Raw genomic sequence first — 18720 nt, forward strand, 5'->3', positions numbered from 1 at the left:
CGTCCGTACCCACCCTGCGATCCGGAAGGCACAGGCAGCCATGGACCCGGCCCCGCCCGTCGCCGAGGCGTCGGGAATCGTCAAGCGATTCGACTCCACCGTGGCGCTCGACGACGCCCGCATCCGCGTCGGCCAGGGCCAGACACACGCCCTCGTGGGCCGCAACGGCGCGGGGAAATCCACCCTGGTCGCCATCCTGACCGGGCTGCTCACCCCCGACCGGGGAACCGTCCTCTTCGACGGCGAGCCCGCGCCACGCCCCGCCGACCGCGACGCCTGGCGGCGGCGCGTGGCCTGCGTCTACCAGAAGTCCACCGTCATCCCCGAGCTGACCGTCGCGGAGAACCTGTTCCTGAACCGCCTCGACCGCGGCCGGCTCGGCCTCGTCGACTGGGGCCGGGTCCGGCGCGACGCGCGCGACCTGCTGGAGAAGTGGTCCGTCGAGGTGGACGTCCGGCTGCCCGCCAAGGACCTCTCCATCGAGCAGCGGCAGTTCGTCGAGATCGCGCGGGCGCTCTCCTTCGGGGCGCGGTTCGTCATCCTGGACGAGCCCACCGCCCAGCTCGACGCCGCGGCCATCAGCCGCCTGTTCCACCGCGTCGAGGACCTCCAGCGGCAGGGCGTGACCTTCCTGTTCATCAGCCACCACCTGCAAGAGGTCTACGACATCTGCGACACGGTGACCGTCTTCCGCGACGCCCGCCACGTCCTGACCGCCCCGGTGGCCGGCCTCCCCCGCGCGGAGCTGGTGGCGGCCATGACCGGCGAGGCGGCGGCCGAGCGGCGCACCGTCCGGCACCCGCCCGGCCCGGAGCGGGCCACCGCGCTGAGGGTCGACACCCTGACCGCCGACGGCAGTTACGCCGGCGTCTCCCTGGAGATCGGGGCGGGCGAGATCGTCGGGCTGGCCGGGGCCGCGGGCAGCGGGCGGAACGAGGTGGCCGAGACCGTGGTGGGGCTGCGGGCCGCCGACAGCGGCACCGTGCAGATCGCGGGACGGCGCCCCCGGCCCGGGAGCGTGCCCGCGGCCCTCGCCGCCGGTGCCGGGTTCGTCCCGCGCGACCGTCACCAGCAGGGTTTCGTCCCCCAGTTGTCCGTCGCCGACAACAGCACGCTGAGCGTGCCGCACCGGATCCGCTCCCGCGGCTTCCTCAGCGCGCGCCGCAGGGACTCCCTCACCCGTTCCATGATCACGCACCTGGCGATCAAGACGCCGGGCCCGGAGCTCCCGGTGGCCGGCCTGTCCGGCGGCAACCAGCAGAAGGTCGTGCTGGCCCGCGCGCTCGCCGACGACCCGAAGCTGCTCGTCCTGATCAACCCGACCGCGGGTGTCGACGTGCGCTCCAAGGAGTTCCTGCTCGACAAGGTCGAGGAGACGGCCGCCGCCGGCACGGCCGTCCTGCTGGCCTCCGACGAACTCGACGACCTGCGGGTCTGTGACCGCGTCCTGGTGATGCTCCGGGGCCGCGTCGTCGCCACCATGGCCGGCGGCTGGGACGACCACGAACTCGTGGCCGCGATGGAAGGAGTGGACCTCGATGCCTGAGCGTGTGGCCACCGGCGCGGCGGACGACGCCGGAGGCGCCGGAACCGGCGTGGACGCACGCGCCCCCGGGACTTCCGGCGGCGCCCACGGCGGCGGGAAGGACGGTGGCCCCGAGGCCCCCGCGCCACCGGAGTTCCCGGCGGGCCGGGCCGAGCGGCGGATCGCCTTCGCCCGCCTGCGCGACCTGGCGCTGATCCCGCCGATCATCGTCATCGCGATCGTCGGGCAGATGGTCAACTCGGTCTTCCTGCGCGCGGACAACCTGGTCAACGTCCTTCAGACCATGTCGGAGATCGCCGTCCTGGTACTGGCCCAGACGATGGTCCTGATCGTCCGGAAGATGGACCTGTCCCTGGAGTCCACCTGCGGCCTCGCCCCCGGCATCGCGGCCTGGCTGGTCGTGCCGGTGGGCGCCGGGCACGGCCTCGGCCTCCTCCCCGGCGGCTGGGCGGTGCCCGTGACCCTCGCCGTGGGGCTGCTCATCGGCGCGGTCAACGCCTTGTTCATCGTCAACTTCGGCCTCAACGGATTCATCGTCACCCTGGGCATGCTGATCGTGCTCCGCGGCATCCTCACCGGCATCTCCGGCGGGCAGACCTTCTTCCATCTGCCCGAGTCCATGCTCTACCTCGGCACCGCCCAGTGGTTCGGGATGCCGGCGTCGGTGTGGGTGTGCCTCGTCCTCTTCGCGGTGGGCATCGTCGTCCTCGGCTTCACGGGCTTCGGCCGCTCCCTGTACGCGATCGGCGGCAACGTGGACGCGGCGCGGGCGGCCGGCATCCGGACCGAGCGGGTGCTGTGGACCGTGATGGTCACCGCCGGGGGGCTGGCCGCGCTGAGCGGCCTGATGCTCTCCGGCCGCCTCGCCTCCGTGGCGTCCGCGCAGGGTGAGGGCTACATCTTCACCGTCTTCGCGGCGGCCGTGATCGGCGGCATCAGCCTCAGTGGCGGAAAGGGCAGCGTGTTCGGCGCCTTCACCGGCATCCTCCTGCTCTTCCTCATCCAGAACGTCCTCACCCTGGGCGGCGTACCCGCCCAGTGGATCGGTGCCCTGAACGGCGCCATCATCCTGATCGCCCTGGCGCTCTCCCGCGTGACGGGAGGGAAGGCACAGGACTGACCCGGGCCGGGGCGCGCGGCCCGGCGGGTGCCGGGGAGCGCGTGCCGGGACAGTTCCTCAACCCGGGGAACCGGGCCGGGCGGGGACCGTACGCGGCATTGCACCCGCACCGGGCCCTTCCTATAGTGGGAACGCTCCCACGACCCGGCGCCCGGCTCTCCGGCACCGGACCGGCCCCCACCTTCCGGGAGTTCCACCATGCCGCTCCCCGGTCCCGCATTCGCGTTCGCGACGGCCCGCCCGGCCGTCCGGAGGGTGCCACGCACGGCGCTCCACCGGCGCGGCGGCCCTGCATGAGCCCGTCCTCCGGCAGAGGCGTGTGAGCCTGGGGGTCCCCGCGCGGCCGCCGGATGACACCGTGGGCCGGCAGCCCTCGTTCCCCGTGAGGGGAGCGGGCTGCCGGCCCCTGGTACACGTGTTCCCGGCCCGGGGGCACCCCGGCCCCGCCGGGACACCGCGGGCGGGACGGCCGGCAGCAGCCCGGGCGCGCCCCTCAGCCGCCCCTGACCGCGCCCTCCGCGGCGGCGGGCGGGCCGGCCCGCCGGGCGTTGCGGTCGAAGATCTCCCGGAGCCGGTCGGCGTCCGCCGCCTTCTTCAGGCCCCGCTTCGGCAGCGCGCCGACCCCGGTCGAACGCCGGTCCCGGCTCAGCGCCACGAAGAGGTTCTCCGTCTCCAGGTAGCGCGGATAGTTCTCCCAGGTGGCCGTCGACTCACCGCGCTCACCGGCCGTGCGCATGCCCGTGTCGTCCACCGTCGTACGGCACCGGCCCTGGGCCTCGACGAGCCGCCGCACCATCCGGCCCTGCATCCGGTGCCCCAGCAGCAGGGCCACACCACCCGCCACGGCCGCGACCGCCGTGCCGGTCGCCGAGGAGAGGACGGGGTCGGGATCCCCGGAGAGGTGGGCGAGACCGGTGAGGAAGACGAAGATGAGGAGGAAGACCACGCCCGCCCGTACGGCGTTCCGCGTCCGGGCCAGCCGCGCGCGGGCGCGCAGGGCCTCGGTGATGTCCTCGGCCGTGGGCTGGTACACCAGCGTCACGGACTCCCTGACGTGTGCCTTCTCGGGCATGGCCCCTCCTGGTCCGGCGTTCCCCCGGATCATAGGCGCGCTCCCGGCGGGGGCGTCCCCTCGCGAAGCCCTTTCCTGGAGGCCAGTTCACCTCCTGCCGGCGAGACAGCCGGAAACGGGGCCTTCCGTACCGGGCGCACCCGACCTACGGTGGTGGGCAGAGGACCTCCGGGGCGGTGTGGTCGCCCACATGACGCACCACGCCGGAGGTCTTCGCCAACCTCGCGCGCTCCCGGGCGGCCCGGGCTGCCGGAGCGCGGGGCCGTCGCCCCGGTGGGCTCCCCCGGCGGGGGCCGGCCACGGCGCGGACCAACTCCCGCCGGGCCTCGCCGGCCCCACGCCTCCCCATGCGCGGTTCACTTCCGCACCGCCCCAGCGCAACCGCTGCACGCGCTCAGCCCCGCCACGCACCGTGCGGGGCGGCCGGGGCCGACATGTGCGACGCATCCTGGCCGGCCCGGTTCGGCAACGCCCCACGCCTGGCCGGGTCCTACCGCGCCGGGGCCGGTCCGGGCGGCCACGTCAACGATCAACTTCGACGGTGGTTAACATATGAGCGCCGCCTAGCTCGAAAGATGAAACAGTGACTGCCACCGTGGACTCGTTCACCAACTGGAAGAACCGCGAAGAGATCGCGGAGTCGATGATCCCGCTCATCGGGAAGCTGCACCGGGAGCGGGACGTCACCGTTCTGCTGCACAGCCGCTCCCTGGTGAACAAGTCGGTGGTCAGCATCCTCAAGCTGCACCGCTTCGCCCGGCAGATCGCGGGTGAGGAACTCTCCGTCACCGAGACGATGCCGTACCTCCGTGCGCTCACCACGCTCGACCTCGGCCCGTCCCAGATCGACCTGGGGATGCTCGCGGCGACGCACAAGGCGGACGAGCGCGGGCTGTCGGTGGAGGAGTTCACCGCCGAGGCCGTCGCCGGAGCCACCGGCCCGAACAAGATCGAGCGCCGCGCCCCGCGTGACGTCGTCCTCTACGGGTTCGGCCGGATCGGCCGGCTCGTGGCCCGGCTGCTCATCGAGAAGGCCGGCTCGGGCAACGGGCTGCGGCTGCGCGCCGTCGTCGTCCGGAACAGCGGCGGCCAGGATCTGGTGAAGCGGGCCTCGCTGCTGCGCCGGGACTCCATCCACGGCCAGTTCCAGGGCACCATCACCGTGGACGAGGCCGACAGCACCATCGTGGCGAACGGCAACGCGATCAAGGTGATCTACGCCGACGACCCGGCTTCGGTGGACTACACGGCGTACGGCATCAAGGACGCCATCCTCATCGACAACACCGGACGGTGGCGCGACCGCGAGGGCCTGTCGAACCACCTCCGCCCCGGCATCGACCGGGTCGTCCTGACCGCGCCGGGCAAGGGTGACGTCCCGAACATCGTGCACGGCGTCAACCACGACACGATCAAGCCGGACGAGCGGATCCTCTCCTGCGCGTCCTGCACCACCAACGCCATCGTTCCGCCGCTGAAGGCCATGGACGACGAGTACGGGGTGGTGCGCGGACATGTGGAAACCGTCCACTCGTTCACCAACGACCAGAACCTGCTGGACAACTACCACAAGTCCGACCGGCGGGGCCGCTCGGCGCCGCTCAACATGGTCATCACCGAGACCGGGGCCGCCTCCGCCGTCGCCAAGGCGCTGCCCGGCCTCAAGGCGAGGATCACCGGCAGCTCCATCCGCGTGCCGGTGCCGAACGTCTCGATCGCCATCCTCAATCTGCAGCTCGCGCGCGAGACCACCCGCCAGGATGTCCTCGACCACCTGCGCGATGTCTCCCTGACCTCACCGCTCAGGCGCCAGATCGACTTCATCAGCGCCCCCGACGCCGTCTCCAGCGACTTCATCGGCTCCCGGCACGCCTCGATCATCGACGCGGGTGCCACCAAGGCCGAGGGCGACAACGCGATCCTCTACCTCTGGTACGACAACGAGTTCGGCTACTCGTGCCAGGTCGTGCGTATCGTCCAGTATGTCTCGGGCGTGGAGTACCCGACATACCCGATGGCCGCTCCGGCCACGGTCTGACCTGGGGTGACGGCCCGGCGGCCCCTCCCGCACCCCGACGTGAGGGGCCACGGCGGCCCAGCCCTGCCGGACCACGGGAGCCCCGGCGCGTGACGATCACGCCCGGGGCTCCATGGGTCAGGTGACCGGTCCGGTCCGGTCAGTAGGCGACCGAACCGGACTCGTAGCCGTACCGGAACTGCAGATAGAACTTGGTGCCGGTCCTGACGTCGGTCGCGGCCAGGCCCCAGCTGCCCCCGTTGATCCGGCGCCACCCGTTGCAGCTGGTGCCACCGCCGGAGGGCAGGAAACAGGTCCGCACGTCGTCGCCGACGGCGGGCTTGACGTTGATGTCGTTGCAGTTGGCCGTGGTGGTGGCCGAACCGGAGGCGGGCCACCGGTGGTAGGACCCGACGAGCGTCGTGGAGAACGACTTGGCGGTGTCGTAGCAGGCCAGCGCCTTCGACGGACCCGCGTGGGCCGTGGGTGCGGTGGCGGCGGTCAGCCCTCCGGCCGCGAGGACGGTAGCCGAGAGTAAACCGATCGTTCGTGAACTGAGGCGCATCTCTCCCCCAACTGTGCCTGTCGGACGCGGCACGGACGTGACGGGTGCGGCTTTCCGGATGCCGGGCACGCCACGCGGCCCACCGGTGGCGGATCCCGCGTGGTGCCGGTATACCGACAGCCTGTCCCACAGCTGAACGCCGGGGCCATGACCTGTGGGCACCGCCGAAGAACGCTGACCGGAGGGCGCAGAGGCCGCCCAGGCGGACCGGACGGCCGCCCACCGCCTCGTGCGGCTGCCGCCCTCGGCCTCGTTCCGCGGCTCGCTGAAGCGCAGGGGGTGGTCACGGTGGTCACCGGGAACTCGATGATCGGCGGCGCCCCCTTGCGGGGCACATCCGGGAGGACCTCCCGCGCCGGTGAGTCCGCGCGCGGGCGGGCTCCGCGTCCGCGGGCGAACGCGGCACCGCGCCGGCGCCGTATCGGCAGAACACCGGTACCACCGCGGCGCCGGGCCCCCGCTCGCCCGTCACCCGCCCGCCGGCCCCGTCCAGCCGTGCGGGAGCTGGGCGATCCGGACGCGCTGGGGGTGGTCGCCGACCGGCACGGACGTGATCTTCTTCCCGGTGGCGAAGTCGATGGCGGTGACCTGGTCGGCGGCGCTCTCGGAGATGACGCACGCCTTGCCGTCCCCACTGACCGTGGCCCAGTACGGCTTCGCGGCACTCACCAGCGGCCCCTCCTGGAGCGTCTCGCGGTCCACGACGGTCGCGTAGTCGTCCATCGTCCCGGCGACGCACAGCTTGCTGCCGGACGGGTTCATCGACATGCCGTGGTGGCGCGAGTCGTTGACGAAGGTGGTGCGGTCGTCGCTGGTCGCCGGGTTCTTGGGCAGCACCTTCTCGCGGGTGATCTCGTCCTTGGCGACGTCGTACTCGAAGAAGCCGTTGAAGAACGACACCTGGAAGTACAGCTTCGACTCGTCCGGGGTGAAGGCCACCGGACGGACGGCGTCGGAGAAGTCCTTGCGGCCGAAGGCGTCCAGCCGGTCCCGCATATCGATGGTCCGGACGTGCTCGAACGTCTCCGCGTCCGCGATGGTGATCTTGCGATCGCCCTTGAGAAAGTCCAGGGCGGGGGCGTCGAAGTCGTTGTTCACCTCACCGATCGACATGTTCCAGATGTACCGGCCGCCGTCGGTGAAGACGTTCTCGTGCGGCTTGTCGCCGGTCGTGAAGGAGCCGGCCTCCCGGCCGGTGGCGATGTCCAGGACGTGCACGGTGTTGCCGGTGGAGGCCGACACCGCCACACGGGTGCCGTCCGGGGAGACGGCCATGTGATCGGCGCGGAAACCGGACACGGGAAACCGCCACTTGATCCTGCCCGTGGCGGTGTCGACGGAGACCACATCCGCGAAGCTGGGCCGGGAGACGACGATCGCCGAACCGTCCGGGGTGGTGTACATGTCGTCCACGTACTGGTCGTTCCCCTCGCCGACCGTGTGCCGGATGCCGAGGAAGAACGCCAGCTTGACGGGGTTGAGATAGATCTCCCGGAGACGTTCCTTCTTGTCGGGGACGAGGTTGATCCGGCCGATTTTCGCGAAGTCACCGCTGGACTCGATGACGTCAGCGGTCCCCTCCCAGTTGTTGCCGACGAGCATCACCTCGCGCAGCGGAGTGCCGGCGGACGGGCGGGCCGGCTCGGCGGAGGCCACCGTGGCCGTGGGGACGACACCGGCTCCGGCCAGCACCGCCGCGGCCGCCACGAGGGAGAGCGGTCCGGTGCGGCGGCGACGGGACGGGGTCCGGTGGGGGGTCTTCGGCGTTTCGCCGGAGGTCTGAGCGTGCACGGTGCTTCTCCAGGGGGTCGGGCGGACAGGAGGAAGAGCACGAGGCGGAGCGAGTTCACCGGCGCCGGGCGGGTGACGCGCGGTGGGAGGCCGTGGCGCGGGGCCGGACGTGATCCCCAGGGCCCACCTGGAGCGGGACGGCGGGGGTGGTACGGGGAACGGAGCGGAGGCAACCGCGCCGGCCCACATCTGAACATCGGGATTCTCAGAATCAGTTACTGAATAGTAAGTAAGAACGCGCGAGTGCTTCAAGACCCGGTACGGGAAAAGGTGCGGCGGTCCGGCCCCGGGCCGGATACGTCCAAGCGGAGCGGAGTACACGGTGACGGGCAGGATCACACCGGCGGCGGGCCGGTACGCGGGCAAGTCGGCGGCCGAACGCCGGGCCGGCCGGCGCCACCGCTTCCTCGAGGCCGGACTGGACCTGTTCGGCGCCGGCCCCGGCTACCGCGCCACCCGCATCACCGATGTCTGCCGTGCCGCCGGCCTCTCCACCCGCCAGTTCTACGAGGAGTTCCGCACCCTGGAGGACCTCCTCGCCGAGCTGCACCTCCACGTCAACGACACCGCCCAGCGGTCCGTGGTCGCCGCCTGGCCCGAAGCGCGGGCGCTGCCCCTCGCCGAGCGGCACAGCCGGCTGTTCCGCGCCTACACGGCGGGCGCCACCGCCGACCCTCGCCACGCCCGCATCGCGTACGTCGAGGTCATCGGCGTGTCGCCACGTCTGGACCGGCAGCGGCTGGAGCGCCGCGCCCGCTGGATCGACTTCCTCTGCGGCCAGGCCGACGAGGCGGTGAAACGCGGCGAACTCCCACCGGGCGATTACCGCGTGGCCGCCGCCGCGTTCATCGGGGCCGTGAACGGCCTGATGCACGACTGGTCGGTCGGCTGGGTCGACGCCGCCCTCGACCAGGTCGTCGAGGAGCTCCTCAAGATCCTGCTGACCCGCCTCGGCATCGGCCCCTGAGCCCCGGGCCCGCCGGCGTTCACCGGACCCGACGGCCCGCGACCGCCACCGCAGCCGGCCGGCGCCCCGGTGAACGCCGCACCGCCGCCCGCGGCAGCGGCGCGCCGCCACGTGCGGCAGCGTGCACCGGCAGGTCACACGGCGGACCGGGCGGCCGCCACGTGGTGACTGCCGCCCGGTCTCCCGTCCGCGGGCTCACTCCGGCGCGGTGAAGAGCTCCTCGGCCCGGCTCACGGAGAGCGCGCGCTTCAGCCACATCTGGAGGGTGTCCAGATCCACACACTGCGCGATCGTCTGTTCCACCTGCTGCGGAACCTCGACACCACGGGTCCGCAGAATCAGCAGGATGCCCTCGGCCCGGCCCCTGGCCTCCCCCTTGGCCTCTCCTTCCAGGAACGCTTCCTCGATCATCGTCCCCCGTCCGGGGAAGTACGTGCCCACCATGATCAGTTCCTTCCAGGTGGCCTTGGCCGGGGTGTTCCCCAGACCGATTTCCAGCAGTTCGGCGTAGTAGCGGGCGGAGTCACGATCGGCCGAGCCCAGGGCGCGTGCCAGCGCCTCCAGTATGCCGTTGATGTCCGGGTCCCGCCCGTGTGTCATGGCGCAGAAGGTGGCCAGTGTCAGATCCTGGGCGGCTTCCTCCGGATCGGTGATCACCGGGACGTTGCCGGGGCCGAGGACCAGGGGATAGGTGCGGAGCGCCGTCCAGCCGTCGACCCCGGCCGCGAAGGGCCCGGCCGCCCACCGGGCGGTGGCCTTGTCCTGGCAGACGACCAGGAGCAGGACCGGGCTGTCGTACTTCGCCTGGAGGTGAGCGAGGTAATACGTCCAGCTCGCGGGCTTGCCCGGATCTCGTCTGCCCTGGGACTCGATCGCCAGGAGGAATCCTTCACAGCCGGGTGGAGTGATCCGCAGAACGCTGTCGACCCGGCGCTCCAGGGGCCGGATCTCGGTGGCGTCCGGGCTCAGCACCTCCACAACCGCCTTCTCGGCAAGCGGCACACCGAGGATCCGGAACACGGGAGCGAGGATGTCGGGCTGCTCCTGGAAGATCCGATGTGACGCTTCATGCGGGGAAGTGACCATGAGAGGAACGTAATGACGCTTGATCAGCACAGGTGGTGATAAGGCAATACGCCACTGGTTCGAATGAAGAGACGGCGCCGCGTTGACATCCGGGCCAGGCCCCGCAGAGGCTGCGGACACCGCGCCATACAGGGCGTGCCGGTACCTCGGCGCGGGGACCGAGCCGGCCAAGACGTCCACGTGCCCCTGGTGGAACGTGGGGGCCCGGCGAATCCCGTATACGAAAGGAGGACCACGACCGTGAAGTCGGGGCCCTCGCGCTCACTGCTTCCGCTGTGGTGTCCGAGGGGGGACTTGAACCCCCACGCCCGATAAAGGGCACTAGCACCTCAAGCTAGCGCGTCTGCCATTCCGCCACCCGGACAAGGTGTGCCCGCGGTTTCCCGCGGCGACGACACCAACGATACCAGGGGTCCCGGGTGGGTTTCATCTCCGTACGAGGGCGGCCCGGGAGCGGAGGGACTGGCGGCGACCTGCCCTTATGACGGGGAGTGGCCCCTTCCCGACACGCGGTTCGCAGGGCCGGGCGGACGTGGCGGAAGGCGGCCCGTGGCGGGTTCCGCCGACGGGGGAAGGGCGCAGGGCCGATGCCGGGAGCGGCCGGGGTACGGGGTGGTCCGTAGGCCGCCGGACCCGCCGGTCCGCGGCCGGCCCGGCGGTCGGCCCGTCCGGCGGCCGGACCGGCCGCCGGGCCGGTGATTCGCGGGGTGGCCGGTCCGGTGGCCGGTCCGGTGGCCGGGCCATCGGCGGGCTCTCCCCGCGTGGCGGCCTGGCGGCCGGGTGGCGGCGCGGAGCCGTCAGCCGTCATCAGGGACGGCACCCGGGCCCGCAACAGCCGGGGCTCGGGGGCCGTTCAGGGCTCCGGTCAGGGCGATCCCGGTGCCGGGGAAACGGCGGGCGGGGGAGCCTGGAGGCGGTCGGCCCGCGAGCCGCTTCACCAGCCCGGCCGATGCGTTCCTGCTCCTTACCTGCCCTTACCTGTCCTTCCTGTCCTTCCTGTCCTTCCTGTCCTTCCTTGTCGCGGCGGGCATCACCCAACGGGGGTCGGCATGGTTTCACCGTTCGTCTTCACCGCGGCCCGGGGCACGCCTCCGGAGCCGGTCCGGGACCGGTCCGCGGGGCCTCCCCCGGCCCCTCCCCCGGTTCGTCCCCTTCCGCGCCGCGGGGTGCTGCGCACCGCCGCGGCCGCGGGGCTGGGGGTCCCGGCCGCTTCCCTGGCCGGGGGTGGCGACGTGGCCTGGGCCGCGTCCGGTTCCCCGTCCGGAGCCGGCGCCGCTTCCGGCGGGGCCGGGCCCCTGCCTCCGGGGCGCGGCCCCCGGGTCGTCGGGGAGCGGCGCACCGGTGAGCGCGTTCTCGACCTGACGGTGCGCTCCCCCTCTCTGGAGCGGCCCGCGGCCGTGCGATTACTGCTCCCGGACGGGTGGCACGCGCGCCGGCCCGGGCAGCACTGGCCCGTGCTGTGGCTGCTGCCCGGCGGGCACGGCGACCACCTGGCCTTCACCGACGAGTACGGGCTCCAGGACGAGCCGTCCCTCCGGCGCACGCTCGTCGTCATGCCCTCCATGCCGTTCTACGGCTTCTACACCGACTGGTGGAACGGCGGCGCGGGTGGCGCCCCGGCCGTGGAGACCCTCCATCTGCGCGAGCTGTTACCGCTCCTGGAACGGGAGTACGGGGCGGGCCGCCGCCGGGTGGTGGCGGGTGAGTCACAGGGCGGGTACGGCGCGCTGGTGTACGCGGCGCGTAACCCGGGTCTCTTCCGTGCCGTGGCGAGTTTCAGCGGGTTCCTGCATCCGCTGATGTACCCCGAGGCCGTCACGGCCGGCGCGGAGTACCTGGGCATCGACTGGCGCCGGATCTGGGGTGACCCGGTGCGGCAGCGGCACCTCTGGGCGGCCCACGACCCCTACCACCTCGCCGGCCGGCTGCGGAGCGTGCCGGTGCACATCGCCGCCGGTGACGGCACCCCGGGCGCGCTCGACCCGCCCGGCACCGAACCGGACGAGGAGATCCCGGGGTTCGAGGGGCTCGCCGGGCTCTTCCCGGCGGAGGTGATCTCCTTGACGGAGTCGCTGATGGGGGACGAGTCCCGGGCCGTGGCGTACCGGCTGCGGCAGGCGGGCGCGCGGGTCACGACCCGCTTCTTTCGCGGCACCCACGCCCCGCCGTACTGGGAACGGGAGTTGTACGACACCCTGCCGATGCTGCTCGGCGCCCTGCACGGGTGAGCCTCTCCGCACGGCGGGGCGTCCCGCGCCGCTGAGTGCCGGAGTGCTGGGGCGACGGGGACGGGCGCCGAACCGGGGTACGCCCCGGGGGGCGTGGCCGGGGCCGGGTGGTGGCCTGGTGCGGGACCGGCGCCTCGACGCCGGACGGACCGGCCACCGCCACAGCGCCGAGATGGCGAGACGCCGAGGCGGCAAGACGCCGAGACGGCAAGACGGCGAGGCGGCGTCACCCGGCGAAGGGCGGCAGGGGCGCAACGTGGTGCGGCGCCCGGTGTGGTCCCCGGCCACGGCGGGACCCCGCGCCCCCGGGGAGGGCCGGGACGGGGCACCGCCCCGCGCCCGTCCGTCCGTCGGCGCCCACCACCCGCGCCGCTGCCCGGTGGGCCGGGACGGCGCGGGTGGTGGCGGACGGCGGGCACGGAGCGGCGGTCGTGGAGGGCCCGCGCCGGAGCGCCGGCCGCACACCGCACCCAAGGGGCGGGCGGGCCGGCTCCCCGGTGGGCCCGGGGGCGCCGGGACCGCGCCCCCGGAGACCGGCCGGTGAGCCGGTCCCCCGGTGCGCCCCGCTGCCGGGCCGCACCTGGGCTCGCTCCGGTCCGGCTCAGCTCAGCAGCGGTCTCCCGCCCGGAGCGAGAGCAGGTGGTCCGCCGAGCGGCGGGCGAAGCGGAGGGAGTCGCCCGGGTTGTCGTGCTCGGCGATCCAGTGGTGGCTGCTGCGGCGGGAACGCGAGAGGCGTTCGACGCCGCCGATGAAACGCTGGTAGTCGATGTCGCCGTCACCGACGTCGGTCATGCTGTAGCCATCGCGGGTGGACGGGTCACGCTCGCCGTCCTTGACGTGGAAGAGCGGGTAGCGGTGCGGCTGCTTCAGCACGTAGTCGATCGGGTCGAAGGGGGCCGGTCTGCCGTCGGGGCGGACGCTGAAGCGGAACTGGGCGCAGTAGGCCCAGTAGATGTCCATCTCCAGGGCGACGAGGTGCGGGTCGGTCTCGCGGAGCAGGACGTCGTAGAGGCGCACGTCCGGGCGGTCGCTCGCGAAGGAGAACTCCTCGGCGTGGTTGTGCTGGTAGAAGGTCATGCCGCGTTTCCTGGCCTCGGCGCCGTAGTGGTTGAAGTCCTCGGCGGCGCGCTTCCAGGCGTCCACGGTGTCGCCGTAGCGGAAGGGGCCGCTCGCGGTGCCGATGTGCTTCAGGCCCAGCTCGGCGGCGTCGTCGAGGACCTGGTCGAGGTTGGTGGCGAAGGTGTAGGCGCCGGGGTCGTCGGAGTGGTAGCCGACGTGGCTGCCGACGGCCTTGAGGCCGCTGTCGCGGACGAGGCGGCGGAGGGCGGGGAGGGTGATGGGCCCGTTCCCCTGGGTGTAGCCGGCGAACTCGACCTCGTCGTAGCCGTATCGTTTCAGCTCCGCGAAGACCTTGGCGAAGCCCACCGTGGAGACCTGGTCGCGGAGGCTGTAGAGCTGCACGCCGAGCCGGCCCTGGGGCACCAGGCGGGGACCGCGGCCCTTCCCCCGGCCGGCGGCGGCCGCGCCGGTCGCGGCCTCGGAGGTGGCGGCCGCGGCGGACCCGGCCCCGGTCGTGGTGAGGAGGGCGGCGGCGGTGGTGCCGGCCGCGACGCCGAGGAAACCGCGGCGGCGGAGGCTGCTCAGGCGGTGCGCGAGTTCGGAGTCGGGCTTCTTCGCAGTCACAGTGGCGCTCCTGTCGGTACGTGAACTCGTGAGGGTCCTGCCGGACGGGGGTGGTGGAGGGTGGGTTCGTGGGGCTGGTGCGGCGTGTGCCGGCCGGGGGAGGGCCTCCGGGGCCGCCGCGGATCAGCCCAGGCCGGCCAGGCGCAGCAGCAGGGATTTGACGTCGGTCGCCGCGAAGGCCCCGTCGCCGCCGAGGGCTCCCGGCCGGGAGCAGATGATCACCGGCCCGTCGTCCTCGCTGCCGGGCAGGCGGCCGTGGCTGCCGCGGACGGGTGACGGGTCGAGGGGGACGACGGCCATCCGGTAGCGCATCCCGAGCTTCTTACGGGCGAGCGCGGTCCCGGCCCGCAGCCGGACATAGGGGTCCTCGGGGTCCATGAACAGCTCGGCCGGGTCGTAGCCGGGTTTGCGGTGGATCTCCACGAGCTGGGCGAAGTCGGGCGCCCGGGCGTCGTCCAGCCAGTAGTAGTAGGTGAACCAGGCGTCGGGTTCGGCGACGGCGACCAGTTCACCGGCGCGGGGGTGGTCCAGCCCGTGCGCCTTCTTTCCCTCGTCGTCGAGGAGTTCGCCGAGACCGGGCAGGTCCCGCAGAGCGGCGCGGACGGCGGCGGTCTCCTCCGGGTCGCCGGCGCGGCGGATGTACACGTGGGCGATCTGATGGTCGGCCACGGCGAAGGCACGGGATGCCCAGGGGTCCAGGTACTCCATGCCGTCCTGGGTGTAGACCTCCAGCAGCCCGGCGCGGCGCAGCGCGCGGTTGATGTCCACCGGGCGGCTGACGCGGGTGATGCCGTACTCGGAGAGCGCGACGACCGCCGCCCCGCCGGAGCGGGCCTCGTCCAGCAGCGGCCGGAGCGCGGTGTCGAGTTCGCGGGCGGCGGCGTGGGTGCGGGGGTCGTCCGGGCCGTACCGCTGGAGGTCGTAGTCGAGGTGCGGCAGGTAGCAGAGGGTGAGGTCGGTGGGGCGGGTGCGCATGAGGTGGCGGGTGGCGTCGATGATCCACTGGCTGGAGGCGAGGTCGGCGGTGGGGCCCCAGTAGTGGAAGAGGGGGAAGGTGCCGAGTTGCTCGGTGAGTTCGTCCCGCAGCCCGGCGGGGATGGTGTAGCAGTCCGGCTCCTTGCGGCCGTCGGCGTAGTAGACGGGGCGCGGGGTGATCGCGAGGTCGGTGTCCGCGCCCATCGCGTACCACCAGCAGACGTTGGTGACGGTGTATCCGGGGTACGCGCGGCGGGCCGCGTCCCAGACCTTGTCCCCCTGGACGAGGGCGTTGTGCTGGCGCCACAGGAAGACCTCGCCGAGGTCGCGGAAGTACCAGCCGTTGCCGACGATCCCGTGCCCGGCGGGGGTGGTGCCGGTGAGGAAGGTGGACTGGACGGTGCAGGTGACCGCGGGCAGCACGGTGGCCAGCGGCGCGCTCGCCCCGGTCTCCGCCAGCTCGCGCAGATACGGCATGTGCTCCAGCAGCCGGGGGGTGAGACCGACGACGTCGAGGACTAGCAGGCGGCGGGGGGCGGGACGGTCCCCGGCGGGCCCGGGCGGGGCCGTCGCGGGCCCGGTGGCCCCGTCGTCCGGGGCGGGGCGGGGCCCGGCGGGGCCGGTGTCCGGTCGCGGGCCGTCGGGTTCCGGGGTGCCGGGGGCGGCGTTCACGGCAGCTCCTTGAGGCCGAGTTCGGTCAGCAGGTCACGGACGAGGCCGAGTTCGGCGGCGATGCCCTCGGCGAGCCGGTCGCGGGTACGGGGGCGCAGGGCGGGCGGCAGCGCCTGCCAGGTGTAGGTCTCCACCTCCAGGTGGCGGGTGAGCGGCACGGCCCCGCCGACCAGCCGGGTGAGGGTGTCGCGGAGGACGGGGAGGGTGGAGGTCAGCGGGGGCAGCGGGGCGGCGTGCAGCGGGACGTGGAGGTGGACCCGCCAGGGCGCCTCGGTGGGCAGGGTAGGTGCGGGGGCGCCGCCGCGCGGCTGCGGCTCCTCGTCCGGCGCTCCGCCGGACGCGGTGGCCGGTGCCGGCCCGGCCGCGGGGGCGGGCCCGGCGCCCGCGGCGGAGAGGGCGGGTGCCCGCTCCGCGGCGGAACCGGTGTCCCCGGCCTCCTCGGTGGGCAGGCCCAGCGCCTCGTCCAGGTCGTCGGTGCCGACCACCGCTCCCCCGGCCGCCCGGGTGCGGGTCTGGTGGAGGAAGCGCGGCTCGGCGAAGGCGGCCAGCGCCTGCCGTACCTCCGGGCGGTCGGGCCGCTCGGCGTGGAGGGCGGCGGAGAGCTGGGCCTTGACGACGGGGACGCCGGCCGCGGCGAGCCCGCCCAGCGCGGTGGCCGGGTCCTCGAACTCGGTGGCCAGATGGCAGGTGTCCACGCAGACCCCGATCCGCCCGGCCGGTGGCCGCCCCGGGCCGCCGAGTGCCGCGACGGCGTCGGCGGTGGTGGCGACGGTGCAGCCGGGCTCCGGTTCCAGCCCGACGCGGATGGAGTGGCCGGTGAGGTCCTGGAGCGCGTCGAGGCGCTGGGCGAGCAGGGTGAGCGCGCTGCGCGCGGCGCGCGCCCCGTTCTCGTCCCAGCCGGTGCGCCAGGCGAACGGGAGGGTGGAGACGGTCCCCTCCGTTACGTCGTCGGGCAGCAGGCCGGAGAGGAGCCGGGCGAGGTCGGTGGTGTAGGTGAGGCGCTCGGGTTCGGTCCAGTCGGGCCGGTAGACGCGGTACTTGACGCGCTCGGCGCCGAAGCCGGCGTACGGGAAGCCGTTGAGGGTGACGACCTCCAGGCCGCGCTGGTCGAGCTCGGCGCGGAGCGCGCGCAGCGCGGCCGGGTCCGCGACGAGGGCACGGGCCGCGTCGCGCGCCAGCCAGAGGCCGATGCCCAGCCGGTCCCGGCCGAGGCGGCGGCGGACCGGCTCGCAGTGCTCGCGGAGCTGGCGGCGCACACCGTCGAGGGTCTCGGCGGGGTGGACGTTGGTGCAGTAGGCGAGGTGGACGGTGGAGCCGTCGGGGTGGCGGAAGCGCACCGGTCACTCACCTCCGCGGAGGATGGAGTTGCCCTCGTGGGTGGCGGGCGCCCCGCCGGGGGCGGGCACGTCCAGGTCGAGCCGGTCGCTCTGCCCGTAGAAGGCCACGGGGTTCCGCCAGAGCACCTGGTCGACCTCGTCCTCGGAGAATCCGGCGGCGAGCATGGCGTCGCCGACGTGCCGGGTCTTCAGCGGGTCGCTGCGGCCCCAGTCGGCGGCGGAGTTGACCAGCATCCGCTCGGTGCCGTGTTCCCGGAGGATGCGCACCATGCGGTCGGGGTCCATCTTGGTGTCGGGATAGATGGAGAAGCCGAGCCAGCAGCCGCTGTCCCGGGCCTCGGCGACCGTCGTCTCGTTGAGGTGGTCGAGCAGGACCAGCTCCGGCGCCAGGTGCGACTCGCGCACCACGTCGATCGTGCGGCGCAGGCCCGCCGCCTTGTCCCGGTGCGGGGTGTGGACGAGCGCGGGCAGCTCGTGGTCGGCGGCGAGCTGGAGCTGCGCGGCGAGGGCGTGGTCCTCGGCGGGGGTCATGGAGTCGTAGCCGATCTCGCCGACGGCGACCACGGAGTCCTTGACGAGATAGCGGGGCAGCTCGTCGAGGACGGGCGCGCAGCGGGGGTCGTTCGCCTCCTTGGGGTTGAGGGCGAGCGTGCAGTGGTGCGCCACGCCGTACTGGGCGGCGCGGAACGGCTCCCAGCCGAGGAGGGCGTCGAAGTAGTCGTAGAAGCTCTCGGGCGAGGTGCGGGGCTGGCCGAGCCAGAACGAGGGTTCCACGACGGCGCGGACCCCGGCCGCGTACATCGCCTCGTAGTCGTTCGTGGTGCGCGAGGTCATGTGGATGTGGGGGTCGAAGATGCGCATCGGCCTCAGGGCTCCTCGGTCACGGTCGCGGGGGCGGCCCGGTCCGGTCCGGCCGCGGGGCCGGTGCCGGTCAGGGCCAGGACGTGGTGGAGGTCGGCGGGCACGGGGCGGCCGGCGGCGGTGCGTTCGCGGGCGTAGTCGGCCAGCATCCGCGCCAGTTCGGCGTCGCCGCGGGCCCGTTCCGGCAGGGCGGCCACGGCGGTGACGGGCACCTCGGTGAAGAGGCACTTGAGGACGGCGTGGCGCCAGGCGTGCGCCGGGAGATGACGGGCGGCGTACGGGCCGGCGGCGGCGGCGACCAGCCGGGTGTCGTTGGCGCGCAGCGCGTCCTCGACCAGCGGCACGGCGTCCGGCCCCAGTCCGGGGAGGTATGCCAGGGCGAGCAGGACGGCACGGCGTTCGGCGGCGGTGCCCCGGTCGTAGAGGCGGGTGAGGGTGTCCGCGCCGGGCCGGGCGGCATGCAGCAGGAGGACGCGGGCGGTGTCGGCGGGATCGGGGGACGGGTCGCCGGGCGTGGCGGGAGACGGGGGGCCGCCCGGGGCCGTGGCGGCACCGCGGTCTCGCGGGTCACCAGGGGTGGGGGCAGGGCCGGGGCCGGGGGAAGGCACGTCCGGAGCCGCGCCCGCGGCGCGGACGCCGGGGTCACGGCCGATGCGGCGGCCGGCGGCGGCGAAGCGGAGTTCCCAGGCGGGGGGCGGGGAGCGGCGGGGCCCGGGGGGGGGGGGGGGCGCGGGGGGGGGCGGGGGGGCGGGCGGGGGGGCGGGGGGGGGGGGGGGGGGGGGGGGGGGGGCCCCCGGGGG

General features: G+C 73.7%; 14 protein-coding genes and 1 tRNA gene. 5 read left to right on the forward strand and 10 right to left on the reverse strand.

Annotation, left to right across the window (positions count from 1 at the left end; genetic code table 11):
• The first annotated feature begins 40 nt into the window (after positions 1-40).
• Entirely contained in the window at positions 41-1546 is a 1506-nt protein-coding gene (locus tag HCK00_RS24680) for a sugar ABC transporter ATP-binding protein (RefSeq protein WP_168104248.1), read from the forward strand.
• Positions 1539-2666, forward strand: coding sequence for an ABC transporter permease (locus tag HCK00_RS24685; protein WP_168104249.1), 1128 nt, complete (start codon positions 1539-1541; stop codon positions 2664-2666). Before HCK00_RS24680 ends, HCK00_RS24685 begins: the two co-directional genes overlap by 8 nt.
• Positions 2667-3159: 493 nt before the next feature.
• Here the strand turns inward: HCK00_RS24685 and HCK00_RS24690 are convergent, their stop codons facing one another.
• Complete coding sequence (locus HCK00_RS24690) at positions 3160-3738, reverse strand: YcxB family protein (protein ID WP_168104250.1); 579 nt, start codon at positions 3736-3738, stop codon at positions 3160-3162.
• Between the two features lie 583 nt (positions 3739-4321).
• On the opposite strand from HCK00_RS24690, the gene HCK00_RS24695 reads away from it, so the two are divergent.
• Positions 4322-5776: a glyceraldehyde-3-phosphate dehydrogenase gene (locus HCK00_RS24695; RefSeq protein WP_168104251.1), complete on the forward strand. Its 1455-nt coding sequence runs from the start codon at positions 4322-4324 to the stop codon at positions 5774-5776.
• 139 nt (positions 5777-5915) lie between these two features.
• On the opposite strand, the gene HCK00_RS24700 is transcribed toward HCK00_RS24695, so the two are convergent.
• Together HCK00_RS24700 and HCK00_RS24705 are read right to left on the reverse strand one after the other, a co-directional pair.
• Positions 5916-6320, reverse strand: a complete 405-nt coding sequence (locus tag HCK00_RS24700; RefSeq protein ID WP_168104252.1) for a hypothetical protein — start codon at positions 6318-6320, stop codon at positions 5916-5918.
• Positions 6321-6788: 468 nt separating this feature from the next.
• The gene (locus HCK00_RS24705; RefSeq protein ID WP_375782003.1) at positions 6789-8027 is read right to left on the reverse strand and encodes a YncE family protein; all 1239 of its coding nucleotides are present in this window, start codon (positions 8025-8027) and stop codon (positions 6789-6791) included.
• Between the two features lie 406 nt (positions 8028-8433).
• Between HCK00_RS24705 and HCK00_RS24710 the strand changes: the two genes are divergently transcribed.
• A complete protein-coding gene (locus HCK00_RS24710; protein WP_168104253.1) occupies positions 8434-9078 on the forward strand; it encodes a TetR/AcrR family transcriptional regulator in 645 nt (214 codons plus the stop codon).
• A 195-nt stretch (positions 9079-9273) separates the two neighbouring features.
• On the opposite strand, the gene HCK00_RS24715 is transcribed toward HCK00_RS24710, so the two are convergent.
• Positions 9274-10164 carry a hypothetical protein gene (locus HCK00_RS24715; protein WP_168104254.1) on the reverse strand — a complete coding sequence of 297 codons (891 nt, stop codon included), beginning with the start codon at positions 10162-10164 and terminating at the stop codon, positions 9274-9276.
• Positions 10165-10440: 276 nt separating this feature from the next.
• Positions 10441-10528 (reverse strand) — tRNA-Leu (locus HCK00_RS24720).
• A gap of 802 nt (positions 10529-11330) precedes the next feature.
• On the opposite strand from HCK00_RS24720, the gene HCK00_RS24725 reads away from it, so the two are divergent.
• The gene (locus HCK00_RS24725; RefSeq protein ID WP_311765473.1) at positions 11331-12392 is read left to right on the forward strand and encodes an alpha/beta hydrolase; all 1062 of its coding nucleotides are present in this window, start codon (positions 11331-11333) and stop codon (positions 12390-12392) included.
• A 606-nt stretch (positions 12393-12998) separates the two neighbouring features.
• Here the strand turns inward: HCK00_RS24725 and HCK00_RS24730 are convergent.
• From HCK00_RS24730 to HCK00_RS28020, 5 genes are all read right to left on the reverse strand, one after another.
• Complete coding sequence (locus HCK00_RS24730) at positions 12999-14075, reverse strand: sugar phosphate isomerase/epimerase family protein (RefSeq protein WP_168104256.1); 1077 nt, start codon at positions 14073-14075, stop codon at positions 12999-13001.
• A gap of 123 nt (positions 14076-14198) precedes the next feature.
• Positions 14199-15575, reverse strand: a complete 1377-nt coding sequence (locus HCK00_RS24735; protein WP_168104264.1) for an alkaline phosphatase family protein — start codon at positions 15573-15575, stop codon at positions 14199-14201.
• A 143-nt stretch (positions 15576-15718) separates the two neighbouring features.
• Positions 15719-17059 (reverse strand): metabolite traffic protein EboE, encoded by a 1341-nt coding sequence (gene eboE / locus HCK00_RS24740; protein ID WP_168104257.1) that lies wholly within the window; start codon positions 17057-17059, stop codon positions 15719-15721.
• A 3-nt stretch (positions 17060-17062) separates the two neighbouring features.
• The gene (locus HCK00_RS24745) at positions 17063-17920 is read right to left on the reverse strand and encodes a TatD family hydrolase (protein WP_168104258.1); all 858 of its coding nucleotides are present in this window, start codon (positions 17918-17920) and stop codon (positions 17063-17065) included.
• 5 nt (positions 17921-17925) lie between these two features.
• Positions 17926-18528, reverse strand: coding sequence for an EboA domain-containing protein (locus HCK00_RS28020; protein WP_311765474.1), 603 nt, complete (start codon positions 18526-18528; stop codon positions 17926-17928).
• Positions 18529-18720 lie beyond the last annotated feature (192 nt).

The organism is Streptomyces zingiberis (assembly GCF_012034935.1).
Taxonomy (GTDB): domain Bacteria; phylum Actinomycetota; class Actinomycetes; order Streptomycetales; family Streptomycetaceae; genus Streptomyces; species Streptomyces zingiberis.

Bases quoted from the DNA above. Each gene is read 5' to 3' on its own strand.
- HCK00_RS24680 (WP_168104248.1), top strand. From the start codon at position 41: ATGGACCCGGCCCCGCCCGTCGCCGAGGCGTCGGGAATCGTCAAGCGA.
- HCK00_RS24685 (WP_168104249.1), top strand. From the start codon at position 1,539: ATGCCTGAGCGTGTGGCCACCGGCGCGGCGGACGACGCCGGAGGCGCC.
- HCK00_RS24690 (WP_168104250.1), bottom strand. From the start codon at position 3,738: ATGCCCGAGAAGGCACACGTCAGGGAGTCCGTGACGCTGGTGTACCAG.
- HCK00_RS24700 (WP_168104252.1), bottom strand. From the start codon at position 6,320: ATGCGCCTCAGTTCACGAACGATCGGTTTACTCTCGGCTACCGTCCTC.
- HCK00_RS24715 (WP_168104254.1), bottom strand. From the start codon at position 10,164: ATGGTCACTTCCCCGCATGAAGCGTCACATCGGATCTTCCAGGAGCAG.
- HCK00_RS24745 (WP_168104258.1), bottom strand. From the start codon at position 17,920: ATGCGCATCTTCGACCCCCACATCCACATGACCTCGCGCACCACGAAC.